The organism is Pseudomonas entomophila, from assembly GCF_013523125.1.
GTDB classification, from domain to species: Bacteria; Pseudomonadota; Gammaproteobacteria; order Pseudomonadales; family Pseudomonadaceae; genus Aquipseudomonas; species Aquipseudomonas entomophila_B.
Map to the genome: position 1 here is coordinate 87,920 of NZ_JAAMQJ010000006.1, position 19,215 is coordinate 107,134.

The following is a 19,215-nucleotide window of genomic DNA, read 5'->3' on the forward strand; positions in this document are numbered from 1 at the left end:
CATGAAAATTGTCTCAAGCCCATTCTGGACATCGTCAAAGCGTTGCGTGCTGGCAGGGCACCTTGGCCACCGCTTTCCGAGCTAAGATCAGTCAGGATCACGCATGGATTTCTGTGGGGACGCGACCCGGGGCGGGTAAGCAAAATCTTTCTTGTGCTCAGCATAGGACGGGAGTTGAGACACAACACGGACCTTGATTGGAATCCGAGCAGTGGATGGATGCCCGAACGCTCTATTCGCCGTAGACAGAAAATTGTCCAGACGGATCGACGTGATTTATCGGGTCGCCTGAGGAATAGGCGTAATAGTTGATGCCCCCTCAGCAAAGGGGGAGCGTGAGTCTGGCGAAAGGAATCGCAGCACGTTGGGTGAGTAATTGCGATGTCCGTTGCCCAGCAGATAACTGCCGAGGACAGCTAAATAGAAGTCGCCGTTAAACCCAGAAAGCGTTTCGCTTAATGATGTACTGGCGGCGTACCCGGATGCTGAGTAGGCCCGATTTTCGCCCTGGGACATAGGTAAACCCTCATCAAAACAAGTTGCGGTCTCGCTAACGGTTTCCAACGATGGTTGGGAGTATCGTGCAGTGACGGGCGCGTTACTACTGTCAAAAATGCTAGGCGACAGGTGCCGATGGCATACAGCCTGGTTAATGTCTCCCACACCAGCGTCATTGCGGGCTGACGCCCACTCCCACAGGTTGAGCGCCACACCTTAAAAAAAGCTACGGCTTTCTTTGCCCGCGAATTGAAGTGATCCACCAGCTGGGTTCACCAATTGCAACGCAAGGCCTACCCGGTGGTGCGTGTCTGCCGAGTACTGCGGATTAGTCGTTCGAGGTTCTACGAAGCCCGTCAGCAACACGCCAGGCCGCGTCCGGCCTGTCCGATCACTGCCCGGCTCAAGGCCATCTTCGAATCCACGGAGCGCTGCTACGCAAGCCGCCGCCTGCTCGGCGCACTGCGCAACGAGGGCATGGTCCTCGGCCGCTTCAAGGTCCGAGCCTCATGAAACAACAGGGCTTACACCCAGTCTGGAAGCGCACGTTTGTTCATACTACCAACAGCAAGCACAGTTACCCGGTCGCCCTGAACCTGCTCAACCGCCAATTCACGCCGGCAGGGGTCAATCAGTCCTGGGTGGCTGACATCACGTACATCCGTATCCGCAGCAGCTGGCTGTACCTGGTCGTGGTCATGGACCTGTTCTCGCGCAAGATCGTAGGTTGGGCGATGGCGCCGCACATGTGTGTCGACCTGGTGTGCAATGCCCTGCAACTGGCGATTGCGCAATGGCAGCCGCCATCGGGCCTGATTACCCACTCCGACCGCGGCAGCCAGCACGACGGCGTTGCCTACCAGAGCCTGCTGGCGCGGCATGGTATGCACTGCAGCATGAGTCGCAAGGGAAACTGTTGGGACCGTACGCCGACTTCAACCTGCTGAAACTGCCCGAGCGTGACAAGGCCATGGAGAAGATCCGTTACCTGACCTGCCTGTCCGACATCCTGCCCACCGGCTACCACGGGGCCGTGACCGCGGGCGTCGGCCCAGGCAGCACCGTCTACGTCGCCGGCGCCGGTCCGGTCGGCCTGGCCGCTGCCGCCTCGGCACGTCTGCTGGGCGCCGCCTGCGTGATCGTCGGCGACCTCAACCCGGCCCGTCTGGCCCACGCCAAGTCGCAAGGCTTCGAAGTGGTCGACCTGTCCAAGGACACCCCGCTGCACGAACAGATCGTCGACATCCTCGGCGAGCCGGAAGTGGACTGCGCGGTCGATGCCGTCGGCTTCGAGGCCCGTGGCCATGGCCATGAGGGCGCCAAGCACGAAGCCCCGGCCACCGTGCTGAACTCGCTGATGCAGGTGACCCGCGTGGCCGGCAGCATCGGTATCCCGGGCCTGTACGTGGCCGAAGACCCGGGCGCATCGGATGCCGCCGCCAAGATCGGCGCCCTGAGCATCCGCTTCGGCCTGGGCTGGGCCAAGTCGCACAGCTTCCACACCGGCCAGACCCCGACCATGAAGTACAACCGCCAGTTGATGCAGGCGATCATGTGGGACCGCATCAACATCGCCGAGGTGGTGGGCGTGCAGGTGATCAACCTGGACCAGGCGCCTGAAGGGTATGGCGAGTTCGATGCCGGCGTACCGAAGAAATTCGTGATCGACCCGCACAAGATGTGGGGCGCGGCGTGATGCCGTGAGGTGACGTCACGAAGAGCCCCTCGCATCGAGGGGCTTTTTCATGGCTGTTCGTCCGGGCTTTGCACGACGAGGATCGAGCCTTTGTCGTCGGTGGCCAGCAGACCGTTGGTTCGGGCGTCGTCGGCACTCAATTCAGCCAACGGTTGTTCCGCAGCGCGAAAGATAGCGCGATGCTGATCGCTCTGACTCACGGTGATCAGCTTGTGGCCCTGATAGAAGAAAAGCGAGTTGTTCGAGGCTTTGCGCATGGGTCGAGTCCCTGCCGTACTGAATAGGTGGAGGCTGCGTGAAACCTATTCTGAGCAACCCTGAAATTTTTGATACTGGCAGAAATGACAGTTCATCGCCTGTGGCAACACCTGTGGGGGCTAGCAGTGGCTTCGCTATGTAGGACTTCAACCAGCCTTGCCGAAGATTTCACCCGTAGCGATGTTTCGACTGATTTCAAAGCTTTGGTAGAGGCGCGATATACCGTGTGTTAAGGCCCCAATAAATCTCGGATAACGTCGCGGCGTTGTTGAATGTTCCGCAGGGTTTGATAGTAGGATTCAGGAACAGTAAGGTTCCGTCTTTCCATTGTTCTAATGTTGCGTCTAACATTTCGATAATGAGCGGTTTCTTCCTCAAGCTCCGTCCGATAGGCTGCAACTTGCTCTGGAGGGAGGCTGGTTTTTATTTGGGGCCTGGAAGGCAACGTTTCGTATTTCGGAGGCACAGGTGGTTTTACATGGCCGCCAGAAGGGGTATAGCTTGGGCCCACCACATACATGTGGCCTTTTGGTAGCCGTTTAGAGTAGTGTGGAAGGAGGCCTGGATCATAACTTGGTGGCGAGCCAGGCGATGAAAAAGCATAGGGGTCAGAAGGGTAGTAGGGTGGTGCATCCCTTTTAGAAGGTGTAATGACATGAGCTGGGCTATCGAGGTTCATCAGGATTTGTAAGCGCGTTTGAACTCTTTGATTAAAGCGCTTTGCGATCAAAGTGCTCACTCTGGAATGACCTGTAGGGTCAGTGTAATTGATAGGGTCACCCTTGTTATAAGTATAGGCGTTTAGACCGCCTATTCCAAATGGTGACAGGGTGTCTGGTGCACTATAACGCATCGAGATTGTGCTATACGATCTGTACCCTAAACCTAACATGTATAATCCTGTAAGCGGATCGGGGCGTTCACCATTAAATGCCAGCAAGGGTTGCCCTTTTGGGTAAGGCATCGCATAGCCATAGGCTGTGTAGCTGCGTGTTAGGTTCGTTTTCATTGAAAGGCACCGTGAAAGTCTAGGCGGAAGATAACAAGCATCAGTATTCCGGAAGAAGATTTGTGGCGCTACTGACAGAAATGTCAGGGGAAGTACCGCTGCGATGCACTCTTGTAGCCCGTTATGAGCCTGAAGGAAACTTCTGAAACTTCAGAAAACCTAGTCTAGCTCCCTGATGACAGGTTTTGGGGTTTTCAGCCTTCTGCAGCAATGGATTCTGTGTGGTTGCAAAGCGTTACGAACTCTCAGACGAAGCCTGGTCTATGGTGGCTGACCTATTCACTGAAAGCGCAATCGAGGCCGGCCACGCTTGAGCGATCGCTTGATGCTCGATGGTGTTCTTTGGATCCTGTGCTCAGGTGCCGCCTGGCGAGACATGCCTGAGCGATTCGGTCCCTGGTCCACGGTGTAGCAGCGATTCCGGACGTGGCGTAATCAAGACCCGTTCGACCAGACGCTCAGACGCTTGCATCTGAAACTCAATGATCAAGGCCTCATAGACGTGCAGGTCTGGATGATCGATTCGACCACTGTAAGCGCCACCTGAGCTTCCTCAGACGCGGGAGAGAACGTGGGCCTGAAGAACCCGCCGATTACGCTTTAGGCCGCAATCGCGGCGGACTGACCACCAAGATCCATATGCTGTGTGATGCCCAAGGTGTGCCGCTACGCTTCCTGCTCTCCGGCGGCCACGCCAGCGACATCGTTTATGCTCAGCCGCTTCTGGATGATGTCAGTATCCCTTCAAGTGGTCGCGGTCGTCCGCGCAAGCGATGCAGGTGGCTGCTTGCTGAAAAGGCTACGGCTGCCAAGCGCTGCGGCGCTACTGTGACGATTATCGAATGAAGTCGGTCATTCCACTGCGCTCGATGACGTGCAGACCCAGGCCTGGCTTGCCCCGGTTGTTTGACCGACCCAAGTACCGTAAACGCAACGCCATCGAGCGTATGTTTGGCTGGCTGAAAGAGAATCGCCGGATCGTCACGCACTTCGACAAGCTCGCAAAAAGCTACGCGGCCATGGTCTCACTGGCTTGTGCCATGCGGTGTTTGCGACCTCTTTTTCGTACAGAGCTTAGTGTCTGCATGTGGGCGCAATGGTGGATCGCTTCAGCTCATCCCGCAACTTACCAATACGTGCGTCCTTCTCCTTCCATAACTGGTTCACCCACCCCTGCACCTGTTGGCGAAACGCAGGGTCGCCCTCATATTCTCCACCCCACAGTGCTGAATCCAAAGGCCGCACCTGGATGTCCACGATTACCCGCCTAATACTGCCATTGAGCAGATCCCAGAACCCAGGCGCCCGATCACCGGGATATACAATGGTCACGTCTAACAGCGCATCCAGCTGCTCGCCCAGCGCGGCCAACACGAATGCCACGCCTCCCGCCTTGGGCTTGAGCAGGTAACGGTAAGGCGACTGCTGAGCCTGGTGTTTGGCCGGCGTGAAGCGCGTGCCTTCGAGGTAGTTGACCACGGTCACCGGCTGGCGCTTGAACAGCTCGCAGGCGGCCTTGGTGATTTCCAGGTCCTTGCCCTTGAGCTCGGGGTGCTTTTCCAGGAAGGCTTTGCTGTAGCGCTTCATGAACGGATAGTCCAAGCCCCACCAGGCCAGCCCCAGCAGGGGCACCCAGATCAGCTCCTTCTTCAGGAAGAACTTGAAGAACGGCGTACGGCGGTTGAGGCTTTCCATCAGCGCTGGGATATCCACCCAGCTCTGGTGGTTGCTGACGCACAGATAGGAGGTGTCCGGGCGCAGGTTGTCGATGCCGCGGATGTCCCAGCGAGTCGGGATGCACGCGGCGAAGATCCGCTTGTCGATCTCGGCCCAGGTCTCGGCCACCCACATGACCGCGCGCGAGGCCCAGTCGCGGCCGCGAGCCGGCAGCACCAGCTTGAGCACGGCGAAGCACAGCAAGGGGCAAATCAGTATTAGTGTGTTGAGCAACAGCAGGATGGCCACGAGGATGCCGGTGAACAGGCGACGCATAGGGAAACTCTTGTGGTCTGAGCAGGGAGCCATGATAAGCATGCCGCTGCGCCCCGCCAAATGCGTCGGGCCGGGCGGTGCGAACAAATGTTTCACATTGTGTTGGCTAGAGTCGCAGGCCGTTGCCAGGGATCGTTGAAACATCGACGTGCGCTTGGCGTCCAACCGGTACCGTCGAATCAGGAGCCTTGCCCGTGAAACCCATGCTTGCCTTGCTGTGCACCTTGTCCCTGCCTGTGATGGCGGCGGACCCCATGCTGTATGGGCGCTACGAACACATCGGCCTGCCGGAACTTGGCGAAACCCTCAAGGCCAAGATGGACACCGGTGCCTGGACCGCCTCGCTGTCGGCCAAGGACATCGAGCGTTTCAGCCGTAATGGCGATGACTGGGTACGTTTCCGCCTGGCGACCCCGGACGCGGACGACAAGGTCTACGAGCACAAGCTGGCGCGCATCAGCAAGATCAAGAGCCGGGCCGACGAGGATGACGAAGGCGAGGCGGCCGGCTTCGCCAAGCGGCCGGTGATCGACCTGGACCTGTGCCTGGGCAACGTCAAGCGCACTGTCGAGGTGAATCTCACCGACCGCAGCAGCTTCGACTACCCATTGCTGATCGGCGCCAAGGCCCTGCGCGAGTTCAAGGCGGCCATCGACCCGGCACAGCGTTACACTGCGGACAAGCCGGACTGCTGAGGGCGAGGGGCTGCAAGTCGTAAGTTACAAGCTACAAGCTACAAGCTACAAGCTACAAGCTACAAGCTACAAGCTACAAGCTACAAGCTAGAAGCTAGAAGCTAGAAGCTAGAAGCTAGAAGCTAGAAGCCGTAACCAGTAGGATTCAGCGTACATCCATGCGCCACACTCCTGCTTGCAGCTTGCAGCTTGCAGCTTGCAGCTTGCAGCTTGCAGCTTGCAGCCCGCCACTCGAGACCCCCATGCCCCACATCCTCATCGTCGAAGACGAAGCCGCCATCGCCGACACGCTGGTCTACGCCCTGCAGGCCGACGGTCACAGCACCGACTGGGTCACCCTGGGTGGCGCGGCGCTCGAGCGGCTGCGTCTGCAGCCGGCGGACCTAGTGATTCTCGACATCGGGCTGCCCGACATCAGCGGATTCGAGACGTGTCGGCAGTTGCGTCGGTTCTCCGAGGTGCCGGTGATGTTCCTCAGCGCGCGCGATGGCGAGATCGATCGGGTGGTGGGGCTGGAGATCGGCGCCGACGATTATGTCGTCAAGCCGTTCAGTCCGCGTGAAGTGACGGCGCGGGTACGGGCGATTCTCAAGCGCATGGCGCCACGGATCGAGCCTGTGGAAGCGGCCACCCCATTCCAGGTGGACACCGTGCGCATGCTGATCCACTACCGCGGCCAGCCGCTGTCGCTGACGCGCCATGAGTTTCGCCTGCTGCACACTCTGCTGGCGCAACCGCAGCGAGTGTTCAGCCGCGAGCAACTGCTCGACGCGCTCGGGGTCGCCTCCGATGTCGGCTACGAACGGACCATCGACAGCCATATCAAGAGCCTGCGTGCCAAGCTGCGCCAGGTCGCCGTGCACGTCGAGCCGATCCAGACCCACCGCGGGCTGGGCTACAGCTACAGCCCGGATCAGGCCTGATGCGCTTAGGCATCCGGATTTTCCTGGTGTACTTCCTGTTCGTCGGCCTGGCCGGCTACTTCCTGCTCAATACCGTGCGCGAGCAGATCCGTCCGGTGGTGCGCCAGTCCTCCGAGGAAACCCTGGTGGACACCGCCAACCTGCTGGCGGAAATCCTGCACGATGACGTCAAGGCCGGCACCCTGGGCCAGAGTCGCCTGCCCGAGGTGCTCAAGGCCTATGGCCTGCGCAGCCCCGGCGCGCGGATCTGGGGGCTGGAAAAACATCAGGTCAGCCACCGGATCTACGTCACCGATGCCCAGGGCATCGTGCTGCTCGACTCCAGCGGCCAGGCGCTCGGGCAGGACTACTCGCGCTGGAATGATGTCTACCTGACCTTGCGCGGGCAGTACGGTGCGCGTTCCACGCGCAGCGTCGAGGCGGACGAGAGCACCTCGGTGATGCACGTGGCGGCGCCGATCCTGGATCAAGGCCACATCATCGGTGTGGTCACCGTGGCCAAGCCCAACAGCTCCCTGCAACCGTACATCGATCGTTCCGAACGGCGGCTGCTGACCCTTGGGCTGGGCGTGATCGTCATGGGCCTGCTGGTCGGGGCGGCCTTGTCCTGGTGGCTGGCGCGTTCCCTGCGCAAGCTGGCCCGTTACGCCCAGGCGGTCAGCGAAGGCGAACGGGCCGCGCTGCCATTCTACAAGGGGGGTGAGCTGGCGCACCTGGCCGGTGCCGTCGAGCGTATGCGCACGCAGCTCGAAGGCAAGGCGTACGTCGAGCGTTACGTCCACACCCTGACCCATGAGCTGAAAAGCCCGCTGGCCGCGATCCGCGGTGCGGCGGAGCTGTTGCAGGGGGAGATGCCGGCCGAGCAGCGGGCGAAGTTCGCTGCCAACGTCGAGCGCGAGAGCGAGCGCGTGCAGCAGATGATCGAGCGCCTGCTCGACCTGGCCAAGGTCGAGCAGATGCAGGCGTTGGACGACGAGCAGCACGTGGACATCGCGGCACTGGTCGATGAGCTGCTGATGGCCCAGGCGGCCCGCTTGGCGGCTGGAGACCTCCAGGTGCACCAGCATATACCGGCGTGCCGGTTACTGTGCGATCCCTTCCTGATGCGTCAGGCCCTGGCCAACTTGCTGGACAACGCCCTGGATTTCACGCCCTCCGGTGGCGCCCTGACGTTCGACCTGACGCAGCAGGGCGAGCAGGTGGCGCTGAGTGTGTTCAATCAGGGAGAGGCAATCCCTGACTACGCCATCGACCGGGTCGCCGAGCGCTTCTACTCGCTGCCCCGTCCTGGGACCGGACGCAAGAGCACGGGCCTGGGGCTGAACTTCGTGGCCGAGGTGATGCACCTGCATGGCGGTGCCCTGGCCGTGGACAATGTCGAGGGCGGGGTACGTGTTCAGCTGTGGTTGCCAGCACGACGCTTCGGCCGGGCCTTCGAAGGCTGACGCGCCCTGCAACTTCACACACTCTCCACACAGCCTCCTCGAAGCGTCCACACGGCCTGCGCAGACTGCCTCCACTGACCCAGGAGGCCCCATGAACAAGACCCTTGCTTTCAAGCTCGGCACCATTGCCCTGCTGACGCTGCTGTTGCTGATCCCGCTGCTCATGATCGATGGCCTGATCGGCGAACGTCAGCGCCTGCGCGACGACGTGGTGCAGAACATCGCCCAGAGCGCCAGCTTCGACCAACGCATCAGCGGCCCGTTGCTGGTCGTGCCGTACCGCAAGCTCCAACGCCGCTGGATCGAGAAGGACGGTCAGCGTGTGCAGGACGTCAGCACGGTCGCCGGGCAGCTCTACTTTCTGCCCGAGACCTTCGCCGCCGACCTGAACGTGGACACGGAACAGCGAGCCCGTGGTATCTACCAGGCGCGACTGTTCCATGCCAAAGGGCACTTGGGCGGCAGCTTCCGGTTGCCAACGCGCTGGGGCATCGACAAGGACTACGAGGACTACCACTTCGACACCCCGCGTCTGGTGGTCGGCATCAGCGACATTCGCGGGATCGAGAACGCCCTGCAACTCACCGTCGACGGCACGTCCCGGACGTTCGAAGCCGGCACCGGGTTGGACTGGCTGCGTGACGGTGTGCAAGTGGCCTTGCCCCAGTTCGAGGATCCGGTCGCCCGTGAGTTCGAGTACGGTTTCGACCTGGCGTTGCAGGGCACGGGGCAGTTACAGCTCTTGCCGGTAGGGCGCACCAGTCGTGTCGACCTGCAGGCCAGTTGGCCGCACCCAAGCTTCATCGGCAGCTACCTGCCCAATCGGCATACGATCGACGATCAAGGCTTCACCGCGCATTGGCAGACGTCGTTCTTCGCCACCAACCTCGAAGACGCCTTGCAGCAGTGTGCCACGGGCGGGCAGTGCGAGGCCTTCGGCGAGCGTACCTTCGGCGTGAGCTTCGTCGACCCGGTCGACCAGTACCTGAAGAGCGAACGCGCCATCAAGTACGCCCTGCTGTTCATCGCCCTGACCTTCGCCGGCTTCTTCCTGTTCGAGGTGCTCAGGAATCTCAGCGTGCACCCGGTGCAGTACATCCTGGTCGGCACGGCCCTGGCCTTCTTCTACCTGCTGCTGTTGTCGCTGTCCGAACACCTGGGGTTCGGGCTGGCGTACGGCCTGTCGGCGACGGCCTGCGTGGCGTTGATCGGGTTCTACCTGAGCCATGTGTTGCACAGCGCGGCCCGCGGCGTCGGCTTTGCGGCAGGGTTGGCAACGCTGTACGCCCTGCTTTACGGGCTGCTCAGTGCCGAGGATTACGCCCTGCTGATGGGGTCGTTGCTATGTTTCGGGTTGCTGGGGGTGTTCATGGTTCTCACGCGCCGGCTCGACTGGGCGCGGGTAGGGCGGCCGGCATGAGGGAGGATAAAGCGATCGGGCGTTGGCTGGCGCAGCGGGTTGGGCAGTTGTTCGGTACGACGCCGCAGCTACACGCTACACGCAAGGGGACTTAGCGACTTGCGCGACAAGCGTCCGGTCCGGCGGCGCCTGCATCGCGGGCAAGCCCGCTTCCACAGAGGGCTGTGCCAGCCCGACAAATGGGCGTTGCGAGCGACCGACCCATCGAGCTGAAACGTGCCCTGGCACAGGGCCTGTGGGAGCGGGCTTGCCCGCGATGCAGACGCTGAGGACGGAACAGTGCCCTCAGACCGTCGGCATCGTGGCAAGCATGGACGGCCGTTTCGCAACCTCGGCATACCAGGCCGCCAGCCCCGGTTGTCGCTCGCGCCAGCCGAACCCAGGCTGGCGCAGATCCAGGTAGCCCAGGGCACAGGCCACACCAATGGCAGCGATGTCGAACACCGAAGCCAGCTCCGCCAGATGTGCCTGCTCGAGGTCGGCCAACGCGCGCTGGATCTTCTGCGTCTGCGCCTCCACCCAGCCGTCCCAGCGCTTGTCCTCCGGGCGCAGGAAGGTCTCGTAGCGGGTCGACACCGCCGCATCCAGGATCCCATCGGCCTGGGACGCCAGGGTCAGCCGCCGCCAACGGGCGGCGCCTTCGCGCGGGATCAGCGGGTGGCCGACATGCTGCTGGTCCAGGTATTCGCAGATCACCCGGCTGTCGTGCAGCACGATGCCGTCGGCCAGGCGCAAGGCCGGGATCTTGCCGAGCGGGTTGCCCTGATTGAGCGCTTCGTCACCACTGACCGGGCTGATGTTCACGCCTTGCAGGGTGACCCGGTCCTGCTGTCCGGTCTCGTGCAGCAGGACCCTAACCTTGCGCACGAACGGTGACAGCGGGGAGTGGAACAGGGTCATGTCGCTCATGGCCGAGCCCTCAGTTGCCTTGCAGGCTGGGCGGCAGGCATACGCCGGTGCCGCCGATGCCGCAGTAGCCATTGGGGTTCTTGGCCAGGTACTGCTGGTGGTAGGCCTCGGCGAAGTACACGGTCGGTGCCTGGTCGATCTCGGTGGTGATGTCGCCAAAGCCGGCCTTGTCCAGCTCGGCCTGGTACTCGGCCTTGCTGGCCTGGGCCTGTTCCAGCTGTTCGGGGCTGGTGCAGTAGATCACCGAGCGGTACTGGGTGCCCACATCATTGCCCTGGCGCATGCCCTGGGTCGGGTTGTGCAGCTCCCAGAACATCGCCAGCAACTCGCGGTAGCTGACCTTGGCCTTGTCGAACACCACCAGCACCACTTCGGTATGGCCGGTCAGGCCCGAGCAGACTTCTTCGTAGGTCGGGTTCGGGGTGAAGCCGCCCGCATAGCCCACGACCGTACTGACCACGCCGTCACGCTGCCAGAAGCGGCGCTCGGCACCCCAGAAGCAGCCCAGGCCGAAGATGGCGAAGTCGACGTCCTCGAAGAACGGGCCGAGCAGGGGCGTGTCCTTGAACACGTAATGGAACTCAGGCAGGGTCATCGGCGTTTCGCGGCCAGGGAGCGCCTGTTCCGCGGTAGGCAGGACGTTTTTGTTCACCAGGATTTCAGAACGCAGGACCATGGCCGTACCTCTTGAGTCGGTCGAAAGGGAAGATCCCTAGTGTGCCCGAGAGTCGCGCGGCTGTCAGGTCGCCGGGCCACGCGGGTAGCGTGCGAGGCGCTCGACCAGCTCGCGGCCCGGAATCGGCTTGTCGAACAGGTAGCCCTGGCCGACGTCGCAGCGGTGACGGCGCAAGAAGGCCAGTTGCTGCGCCGTCTCGATACCCTCGGCCACGACCTTGAGCTTGAGGTTGTGGGCCATGGCGATCACCGCCGAGGTGATTTCCATGTCGTCCTGATTGTCCGGGATCTCGCTGATGAAGCTGCGGTCGATCTTGAGGATGTCGATCGGGAATTTCTTCAGGTAGCTCAGCGACGAATACCCGGTGCCGAAGTCGTCCATCGCCAGGCTCAGCCCCAGCTCCTTGAGCTGTTCGAGTTGGCGTCGGGTGTCGTCGGTGGCCTCCAGCAGCAGGCCTTCGGTCAGTTCCAGCTCCAGCAGGTGAGGCGGCAGGGCCTGCTCCTGGAGGATGCCCGCGATCGAGCTGACCAGCTCGGGATCGGAAAACTGCTTGGGCGAGAGGTTGATGGCCACGTGCAGGTCGCCCAGGCCAGCGGCGCTCAGGCGCTTGCTCATGGCGCAGGACTCGCGCACCACCCATTTGCCGATGGGGATGATCAGGCCGGTCTCCTCGGCCACGCTGATGAACTGGTCCGGGCGAATCATGCCGCGCTCCGGGTGGTTCCAGCGCAGCAAGGCTTCCAGCCCCAGCAGGCGGCCGCTGCGCAGGCACAGCTTGGGCTGGTAGAAGACGTCCAGTTCGTCCTGGGTCAGGGCGCGGCGCAGGTTGTTCTCGACGAACAGCTTGTAGCTGGCCTCGGCGTTGAGTACCTCGGTGAACACCTGCACCTGATGCTTGCCGTTGGCCTTGGCCTTGTGCAGGGCCAGGCCGGCGTTCTTCATCAGGGTCTGGGGGTCGCGCCCATGCAGCGGCGCGCAGGCCAGGCCGACCGAAGCGGTGACGTTGATCAGCTGGTTGTCCACGAACATCGGCTTGTCGAGGGTCTGCAGCAGGCGCTGAGCGATGTACTGGCCGTCTTCCAGGGCTGTGTCGTCGAGCAGCACGGCGAACTCGTTGCTGGCGAAGCGCGCCAGGCAACCACTGGTGTCCAGGCTGTTGCGCAGGCGCCGTGCCAGGCTGACCAGCAACTTGTCACCCGCATGATGGCCAAGGCTGTCATTGATGCGCTTGAAGTTGTCGATGTCCACGAACAGCAGGCAGATCAGGCTGTCGCCATCGCGCGCGAAGCGTTCGTCGAGGCAGCGGATGAAGGCCGGGCGGTTGCCCAGGTTGGTGAGGTTGTCGGTGTAGGCCAGACGCTCGATGCGCTGCTGGGCCAGCTTGCCCTGGGTGATGTCTTCATAGATGCCGATGTAGTGGGTCAGCTCGCGGTTGTCGCCATAGACCTTGGAGATCGACAACTGACCCCAGTAGGGCTCCAGGCTCTTGCGCCGGCTTTTGAACTCGCCCTGCCAGCTGTTGCCGATGGCCAGGGTGGACGAGGAGTCGAACAGCAGCTCGCTGAGGTTTTCCAGCGCCGGCAACTCGGCCAGGTGATGGCCTTGCACTTCTTCGGTGCTGTACTGCGTGATGGCCGTGAAGCTCGGGTTCACGTACTCGACCACGCCTTTGCGATTGACCAGCAGAAAGGCGCTGGCGCTCTGCTCGACCGCACGTTGGAAGAGTTGCAGCGCACTGGCCGCCGTGCGCCGGTTCTGACTGGTGATGACCTGAGCGACCTGGTCGGCCAGCTCACCGGCGAAGGCGATCTCGTCGGCCTGCCAGGTACGCGGGCCGCGGGTCTGCTCCAGGCACAGCACGCCCACCACCTGGCCGTCGATGCGAATGCCGGCGTCCAGCAAGGCGTTGTTGCCGGTGGCGTACAAGTCATCGACCAGGTCCCGCGTGCGCGGGTCGTGGCTGGCATTGTGCGCATCGATGGCACGGCTGGCGTGCAGGGCGTCGAGGTAGTCGGGGAAGCCGGCGATATCGAGCGGTTCCGGCAGCAGGTGTCGCTGCTCGGCCTGATGCCAGGACGAAATCGGTTCCAGCCGCTGATCCACCAGATGCCACAGGCTGGCGCGGTCGACCCGGTAGATCTCGCAGGCACTGCGCGTGATCAGCTCGGCGGCTTCGAGCAAGGAATTGCCTGCGCTGTAGCGCTGGCGTGCCAGGCGCAGGATCAGACTCTGCTGGGCCTGCACCCGTTCGAGGTGCTCGAGCTGCTCTTGCTGCACGTTCTGGTTGGCCAGCAAGGCTTGTTCCAGGCGCGTGTTGCGGCTTTCCAGGTCGAGCGCGTCGAGGGCTGGGTCGGCGACCTGCCCTTCGTCGAGCAGGGTCAGGTAGCCCCGCAGCATCTGCCGAGTCGCCTGGCGGAACGCTTCGCCCGCTTCCAGCACGCGCAACGTCCTGTCGTCCAGATGCAGGGTGTAGCGCACCTGGTAATGAGGACGCTGCGCCAGTTGCAGCTGGATCTCGTCGTGCAGCCGGTAACGGGCTTCGGGCTCCATCAGGCTGGCGAAGGGCGAGCCGACCAGCGCGCACAATTCGGCGGCAGGCTGGCCCAGGGTGCGTTCGCACGCTGGGTCGAGGTACAGGAGCGCCCAACTGGCTTCGTTGAGCCGCTCGAAACGCAGCATGCCGAGCCGGGAAGGCACGGGCAATTGCGTGACGACCTCGGCCACCACGCGGCTGATGGCATCGGGTTGGCTTTTCATCGAAGACTCGCTCGGACAAGGCAATGGGCGCGGAATGCGGTTCATCGACGGCGCGTTCAGCAAGGTTGCATCATGCTCCATGGGCTGGCAAGCGGCCATAGGAGCCTATAGGCAGTTTATCGGTCGAACACGGGAAGTCTGAAGGGTGCAGGCGAGGCAGGCGGGCAAGCGCGGCCCGAGAGGGGGGAGGTGCGGTCCAGAGGACCCGTCCACCTCCGCGAGCCCCGTACGTGGCAGGGCAGCGGTGTGAAACGTCAACGCCGCTGCCCAGGGCATGAGCAGCGGCGAGGCAGGTTACAGCAGCAGCGTGCGGATGTCCGCCAGCAGGTCACCCAGGCGCTTGGTGAAGCGTGCGGCGGCGGCGCCGTTGATCACACGGTGATCGTAGGACAGCGACAGCGGCAGCATCAGCTTGGGCTGGAAGGCCTTGCCGTCCCAGACCGGCTGCAGGGTGGCCTTGGACACCCCCAGGATCGCCACTTCCGGCGCGTTGACGATCGGCGTGAAGCCGGTGCCGCCAATGTGCCCGAGGCTGGAGATCGTGAAGCAGGCACCCTGCATGTCGTCGGCCGCCAGCTTCTTGGTACGGGCCTTTTCGGCCAGTGCCGCCGCTTCGCCCGCCAGTTGCAGCAGGCTCTTCTGGTCGACGTTCTTGATCACCGGGACCAGCAGACCATCCGGGGTGTCCACGGCGAAGCCGATGTTGACGTACTTCTTGCGGATGATCGCCTTGCCGCTCGGGGCCAGGGAACTGTTGAAGTCCGGCAGTTCCTTGAGCAGGTGGGCACAGGCCTTGAGCAGCAGCGGCAGCACGGTGAGCTTGACGCCGGCCTTCTCGGCCACGGCCTTCTGCGCCACGCGGAAGGCTTCGAGCTCGGTGATGTCGGCCGAGTCGAACTGGGTCACGTGCGGCACGTTCAGCCAGCTGCGGTGCAGGTTGGCGGCACCGACCTGCATCAGGCGGGTCAGAGCGACTTCCTCGACTTCGCCGAAGCGGCTGAAATCGACGGCCGGGATCGGCGGAATGCCTGCACCACCGGTCGCGCCCGCAGCAGCCGGCGCTTCCTTGGCCTTCTGCATCATGGACTTGACGTACGCCTGTACGTCTTCCTTGAGGATGCGGCCGTGCGGACCCGAGGCGCTGACGGCGCCCAGCTCGACGCCGAATTCACGGGCCAGCTGGCGTACTGCCGGGCCGGCATGGACCTTGGCGTTGTTGCCAGCAGCGGGCGCGGCATGCGCAGCAGCCGGTTTCTCGGCAGCCGGCGCAGGGGCGGCGGCCTTTTCAGGCGCGGCGGCTGGCGCAGGTGCCTCGGCCTTGGCCGGGGCCGGCTTCTCGGCCGCCTGCGCTGGCGCGGCGCCAGCGATCTTGAGCTTGAGGATCAGATCGCCCGTGCCGACTTCGTCGTCGAGCTTGGCGATCACTTCCTCGACCACGCCAGCGGCCGGAGACGGGATCTCCATGGAGGCCTTGTCGGACTCCAGGGTGATCAGCGACTGGTCGGCTTCGACGCTGTCGCCGGCCTTGACCAGCATCTCGATGATCTTGGCCTTGCCCGACGAGCCGATGTCCGGCACGTGGATGTCCTGCACGCTGGTACCCGCGGCAGGCGCAGGTTCAGCGGCAGCCGGCTGAGCCGGGGCGGCGGGCTTTTCTTCGGCAGCTGGCGCGGGGGCCGGCTTGTCCTCGGCGGCCGGCGCCTCGGACGCCGCGTCGGCGCCCTCGGCTTCCAGTTCCAGCAGTTCGTCGCCTTCCTTGAGGGTGTCGCCCAGCTTCACCTTCAGGGACTTGATCACACCGGCCTTGGGGGCCGGAATTTCCATGGAAGCCTTGTCGGATTCCAGGGTCAGCAGGCTCTGGTCAGCCTCGATGCGATCGCCGACCTTGACGAACAGCTCGATGACTTCACCTTCACCGCTGCCGATGTCAGGTACGCGAATGAGTTCGCTCACAAAAAATCTCCTCAGCAGTCCAGTGGGTTGCGCTTGTCCGGGTCGATACCGAACTTGGTGATGGCCTCGGCCACCACGCTCGGTTCGATCTCGCCGCGATCGGCCAAGGCTTCCAGGGCGGCCAGCACCACGAAGTGACGGTCGACTTCGAAGAAGTGACGCAGCTTCTTGCGGCTGTCGCTGCGACCGAAGCCGTCGGTGCCCAGCACCTTGAATTCCTGGCTCGGTACCCACTGGCGAATCTGTTCGGCGAACAGCTTCATGTAGTCGGTGGAGGCGATGACCGGGCCCTTGCGGCCGCCCAGGCACTGCTCGACGTAGGTCTTCTGCGGGGTCTGGCCCGGCTTGAGACGGTTGGCGCGTTCCACGGCCAGGCCGTCACGACGCAGTTCGTTGAAGCTGGTGACGCTCCAGACGTCGGCACCGACGTTGTACTCCTCGCGCAGGATCTTGGCCGCTTCGCGGACTTCGCGCAGGATGGTGCCCGAACCCAGCAGCTGCACGTGGTGCGCGGCTTCGCGGGTGTCTTCCTCGAGCAGGTACATGCCCTTGACGATGCCTTCCTCGGCACCGGCCGGAATGGCAGGCTGCTGGTAGGACTCGTTCATCACGGTGATGTAGTAGAAGACGTCCTGTTGCTCTTCGGTCATCTTCTTCATGCCGTCCTGGATGATCACCGCCAGCTCGTAGCCGTAGGTCGGATCATAGGTGCGGCAGTTCGGGATGGTCGCGGCCAGCATGTGGCTGTGACCGTCTTCGTGCTGCAGGCCTTCACCGTTGAGGGTGGTACGGCCGGCGGTGCCGCCGATCAGGAAGCCACGGGTACGGCTGTCGCCAGCGGCCCAGGCCAGGTCGCCGATACGCTGGAAGCCGAACATCGAGTAGAAGATGTAGAACGGCAGCATCGGCTGGTTGTGGCTGCTGTACGAGGTACCGGCGGCGATGAACGACGACATGGCGCCGGCTTCGTTGATGCCTTCCTCGAGGATCTGGCCCTTCTTGTCCTCGCGGTAGAACATGACCTGGTCCTTGTCGACCGGATCGTACAGCTGGCCCACGGAGGAGTAGATGCCCAGCTGGCGGAACATGCCTTCCATGCCGAAGGTACGCGCTTCGTCAGGGATGATCGGCACGATACGCTGACCGATCTCCTTGTCCTTGACCAGCTGTGCGAGGATCCGCACGAAGGCCATGGTGGTGGAGATTTCACGGTCGCCCGAGCCGTCGAGGATGGCCTTGAGGGTATCCAGCGGCGGCGTCGGGATGCTGAAGCTCTTGGCGCGGCGCTGAGGCACGAAGCCACCCAGGGCTTCGCGACGCTTGGCCAGGTACTTGGCCTCGGCGCTGTCGGCTTCCGGACGGAAGAACGGCAGGTTCTCGAGGTCGGCATCCTTCACCGGAATGTCGAAGCGGTCGCGGAATTTGCGCAGGCTGTCGACGTCGACCTTCTTGGTGTTGTGCGCGGTGTTCTTGGCTTCGCCTGCACCGGTACCGTACCCCTTGATGGTCTTGGCCAGGATGACGGTGGGCTGTTCCTTGTGGTTGACCGCCTGGTGATAGGCTGCATAGACCTTGTACGGGTCGTGGCCACCGCGGTTGAGCTTCCACACTTCCTCGTCGGACAGGTCTTCGACCATGGCCTTGAGTTCGGGCGTGTTGAAGAAGTGCTCACGGACGAACGCGCCGTCCTTGGCCTTGTAGTTCTGGTACTCGCCGTCGATGACTTCGTCCATGCGACGCTGCAGGGCACCGTTGGTGTCCTTGGCCAGCAGGGGGTCCCAGAAACGGCCCCAGACGACCTTGTTGACGTTCCAGCCACCGCCACGGAACACGCCTTCGAGTTCCTGGATGATCTTGCCGTTGCCGCGCACCGGGCCGTCCAGACGCTGCAGGTTGCAGTTGATCACGAAGATCAGGTTGTCCAGCTTCTCGCGGCCGGCCAGGGAAATGGCGCCCAGGGATTCCGGCTCGTCGCACTCGCCGTCGCCCATGAAGCACCAGACCTTCTGTTTGCCGGCCGGGATGAAGCCGCGTGCTTCCAGGTACTTCATGAAGCGGGCCTGGTAGATCGCCTGGATCGGGCCCAGACCCATGGACACAGTCGGGAACTGCCAGAAGTCCGGCATCAGCCACGGGTGCGGGTACGACGACAGGCCGTTGCCGTCCACTTCCTGGCGGAAGTTGTTCATCTGGTCTTCGCTGATGCGGCCTTCGAGGAAGGCACGGGCGTAGATGCCCGGCGAGGCGTGACCTTGATAGAAGATCAGGTCGCCGCCATGTTCTTCGGTCGGGGCCTGGAAGAAGTAGTTGAAGCCGATGTCGTACAGCGTCGCGCTGGAGGCGAAGCTCGAAATGTGACCACCCAGGTCCGAATCTTTCAGGTTGGTGCGCATGACCATGGCCAGGGCGTTCCAACGTACCATCGAGCGGATGCGGCGTTCCATGAACAGGTCGCCAGGCATGCGCGCTTCGTGAGTGACAGGGATGGTGTTGCGGTATGGCGTGGTGATGGCATACGGCAGCTGCGAACCACTACGGGTGGCCAGCTCGCCCATGCGGGTCATCAGGTAGTGAGCGCGGTCTTCGCCTTCTTTGTCGATGACCGACTCCAAGGCATCCAGCCATTCCTGGGTTTCGACGGGATCGAGGTCTTGCATGGCTTGCTCCAGGGCGGAAAGGCAACCAGAATCGATTGCCTGAGTTTGCGACTGGCCTTTTGGGCAGACGTCGTGAATTCTTGGGGCGCCGTGCAGTGCGCCGGCGTCGTGTAGTTTTACTACAAACGGCCATGTATTTCATGCTTTTGCGCCGAAGGAGGGGCAGTGGCGCGACAAACGCGTGGCTTCTGGCCACTTCACGCGTTGTGAACTAAAACGATACCGCTAAGAAAAAATAGCCGAATACCAAAAAATACTTCGCTCTTATTGCCGTAAAGTCTTTGGCGAAGCTATTTGATGCTTTTGTACGACAGTCCGATCATCGGT

The 19,215-nt window shown here is 62.5% G+C and carries 12 protein-coding genes and 3 pseudogenes; 7 read left to right on the plus strand and 8 right to left on the minus strand.

Going from position 1 to position 19,215, the window contains the following annotated elements:
- Positions 1 to 713 precede the first annotated feature (713 nt).
- Both G7007_RS05670 and G7007_RS05675 read left to right on the plus strand, forming a co-directional pair.
- Positions 714 to 1,421 (plus strand): annotated as a pseudogene (locus tag G7007_RS05670) (IS3 family transposase); the annotation flags it as partial.
- A pseudogene (locus tag G7007_RS05675) lies at positions 1,412 to 2,194 on the plus strand (zinc-binding dehydrogenase); the annotation flags it as partial. The pseudogenes G7007_RS05670 and G7007_RS05675, both read left to right, overlap by 10 nt.
- Before the next feature lie 47 nt (positions 2,195 to 2,241).
- Here the strand turns inward: G7007_RS05675 and G7007_RS05680 are convergent.
- Both G7007_RS05680 and G7007_RS22485 read right to left on the minus strand, forming a co-directional pair.
- The gene (locus G7007_RS05680) at positions 2,242 to 2,451 is read right to left on the minus strand and encodes a hypothetical protein (protein WP_181099773.1); all 210 of its coding nucleotides are present in this window, start codon (positions 2,449 to 2,451) and stop codon (positions 2,242 to 2,244) included.
- A gap of 230 nt (positions 2,452 to 2,681) precedes the next feature.
- A complete protein-coding gene (locus tag G7007_RS22485; protein ID WP_181099775.1) occupies positions 2,682 to 3,461 on the minus strand; it encodes an RHS repeat-associated core domain-containing protein in 780 nt (259 codons plus the stop codon).
- A 263-nt stretch (positions 3,462 to 3,724) separates the two neighbouring features.
- Here G7007_RS22485 and G7007_RS05690 point away from each other — a divergent pair.
- A pseudogene (locus G7007_RS05690) lies at positions 3,725 to 4,525 on the plus strand (IS5 family transposase); the annotation flags it as partial.
- Between the two features lie 10 nt (positions 4,526 to 4,535).
- On the opposite strand, the gene G7007_RS05695 reads toward G7007_RS05690, so the two are convergent.
- Positions 4,536 to 5,453, minus strand: coding sequence for an acyltransferase (locus G7007_RS05695; protein ID WP_181099895.1), 918 nt, complete (start codon positions 5,451 to 5,453; stop codon positions 4,536 to 4,538).
- 194 nt (positions 5,454 to 5,647) lie between these two features.
- Here G7007_RS05695 and rloA2 point away from each other — a divergent pair, with 194 nt between their 5' ends.
- From rloA2 to creD, 4 genes are all read left to right on the plus strand, one after another.
- Entirely contained in the window at positions 5,648 to 6,148 is a 501-nt protein-coding gene (gene rloA2, locus G7007_RS05700) for a retropepsin-like aspartic peptidase RloA2 (protein ID WP_181099777.1), read from the plus strand.
- Between the two features lie 242 nt (positions 6,149 to 6,390).
- Entirely contained in the window at positions 6,391 to 7,071 is a 681-nt protein-coding gene (gene creB, locus G7007_RS05705) for a two-component system response regulator CreB (protein WP_181099779.1), read from the plus strand.
- Positions 7,071 to 8,516, plus strand: coding sequence for a two-component system sensor histidine kinase CreC (creC, locus tag G7007_RS05710; protein ID WP_181099781.1), 1,446 nt, complete (start codon positions 7,071 to 7,073; stop codon positions 8,514 to 8,516). Before creB ends, creC begins: the two co-directional genes overlap by 1 nt.
- A 91-nt stretch (positions 8,517 to 8,607) precedes the next feature.
- Positions 8,608 to 9,936 carry a cell envelope integrity protein CreD gene (gene creD, locus G7007_RS05715; RefSeq protein ID WP_181099783.1) on the plus strand — a complete coding sequence of 443 codons (1,329 nt, stop codon included), beginning with the start codon at positions 8,608 to 8,610 and terminating at the stop codon, positions 9,934 to 9,936.
- A 285-nt stretch (positions 9,937 to 10,221) separates the two neighbouring features.
- On the opposite strand, the gene G7007_RS05720 is transcribed toward creD, so the two are convergent.
- From G7007_RS05720 to aceE, 5 genes are all read right to left on the minus strand, one after another.
- Positions 10,222 to 10,845 carry a glutathione S-transferase gene (locus G7007_RS05720; RefSeq protein WP_181099785.1) on the minus strand — a complete coding sequence of 208 codons (624 nt, stop codon included), beginning with the start codon at positions 10,843 to 10,845 and terminating at the stop codon, positions 10,222 to 10,224.
- A 10-nt stretch (positions 10,846 to 10,855) separates the two neighbouring features.
- Positions 10,856 to 11,521 carry a peptide-methionine (S)-S-oxide reductase MsrA gene (gene msrA / locus G7007_RS05725; RefSeq protein ID WP_181099787.1) on the minus strand — a complete coding sequence of 222 codons (666 nt, stop codon included), beginning with the start codon at positions 11,519 to 11,521 and terminating at the stop codon, positions 10,856 to 10,858.
- A gap of 63 nt (positions 11,522 to 11,584) precedes the next feature.
- Positions 11,585 to 14,278: a putative bifunctional diguanylate cyclase/phosphodiesterase gene (locus tag G7007_RS05730; RefSeq protein WP_181099789.1), complete on the minus strand. Its 2,694-nt coding sequence runs from the start codon at positions 14,276 to 14,278 to the stop codon at positions 11,585 to 11,587.
- 294 nt (positions 14,279 to 14,572) lie between these two features.
- Entirely contained in the window at positions 14,573 to 16,231 is a 1,659-nt protein-coding gene (gene aceF, locus G7007_RS05735) for a dihydrolipoyllysine-residue acetyltransferase (protein WP_181099791.1), read from the minus strand.
- Between the two features lie 11 nt (positions 16,232 to 16,242).
- A complete protein-coding gene (gene aceE, locus G7007_RS05740; RefSeq protein ID WP_060392210.1) occupies positions 16,243 to 18,888 on the minus strand; it encodes a pyruvate dehydrogenase (acetyl-transferring), homodimeric type in 2,646 nt (881 codons plus the stop codon).
- Between the last annotated feature and the right edge of the window lie 327 nt (positions 18,889 to 19,215).

Bases quoted from the DNA above. Each gene is read 5' to 3' on its own strand.
- creC (WP_181099781.1), top strand. From the start codon at position 7,071: ATGCGCTTAGGCATCCGGATTTTCCTGGTGTACTTCCTGTTCGTCGGC.
- creD (WP_181099783.1), top strand. From the start codon at position 8,608: ATGAACAAGACCCTTGCTTTCAAGCTCGGCACCATTGCCCTGCTGACG.
- G7007_RS22485 (WP_181099775.1), bottom strand. From the start codon at position 3,461: ATGAAAACGAACCTAACACGCAGCTACACAGCCTATGGCTATGCGATG.
- G7007_RS05720 (WP_181099785.1), bottom strand. From the start codon at position 10,845: ATGAGCGACATGACCCTGTTCCACTCCCCGCTGTCACCGTTCGTGCGC.
- G7007_RS05680 (WP_181099773.1), bottom strand. From the start codon at position 2,451: ATGCGCAAAGCCTCGAACAACTCGCTTTTCTTCTATCAGGGCCACAAG.
- creB (WP_181099779.1), top strand. From the start codon at position 6,391: ATGCCCCACATCCTCATCGTCGAAGACGAAGCCGCCATCGCCGACACG.
- G7007_RS05730 (WP_181099789.1), bottom strand. From the start codon at position 14,278: ATGAAAAGCCAACCCGATGCCATCAGCCGCGTGGTGGCCGAGGTCGTC.
- msrA (WP_181099787.1), bottom strand. From the start codon at position 11,521: ATGGTCCTGCGTTCTGAAATCCTGGTGAACAAAAACGTCCTGCCTACC.
- aceE (WP_060392210.1), bottom strand. From the start codon at position 18,888: ATGCAAGACCTCGATCCCGTCGAAACCCAGGAATGGCTGGATGCCTTG.
- G7007_RS05695 (WP_181099895.1), bottom strand. From the start codon at position 5,453: ATGCGTCGCCTGTTCACCGGCATCCTCGTGGCCATCCTGCTGTTGCTC.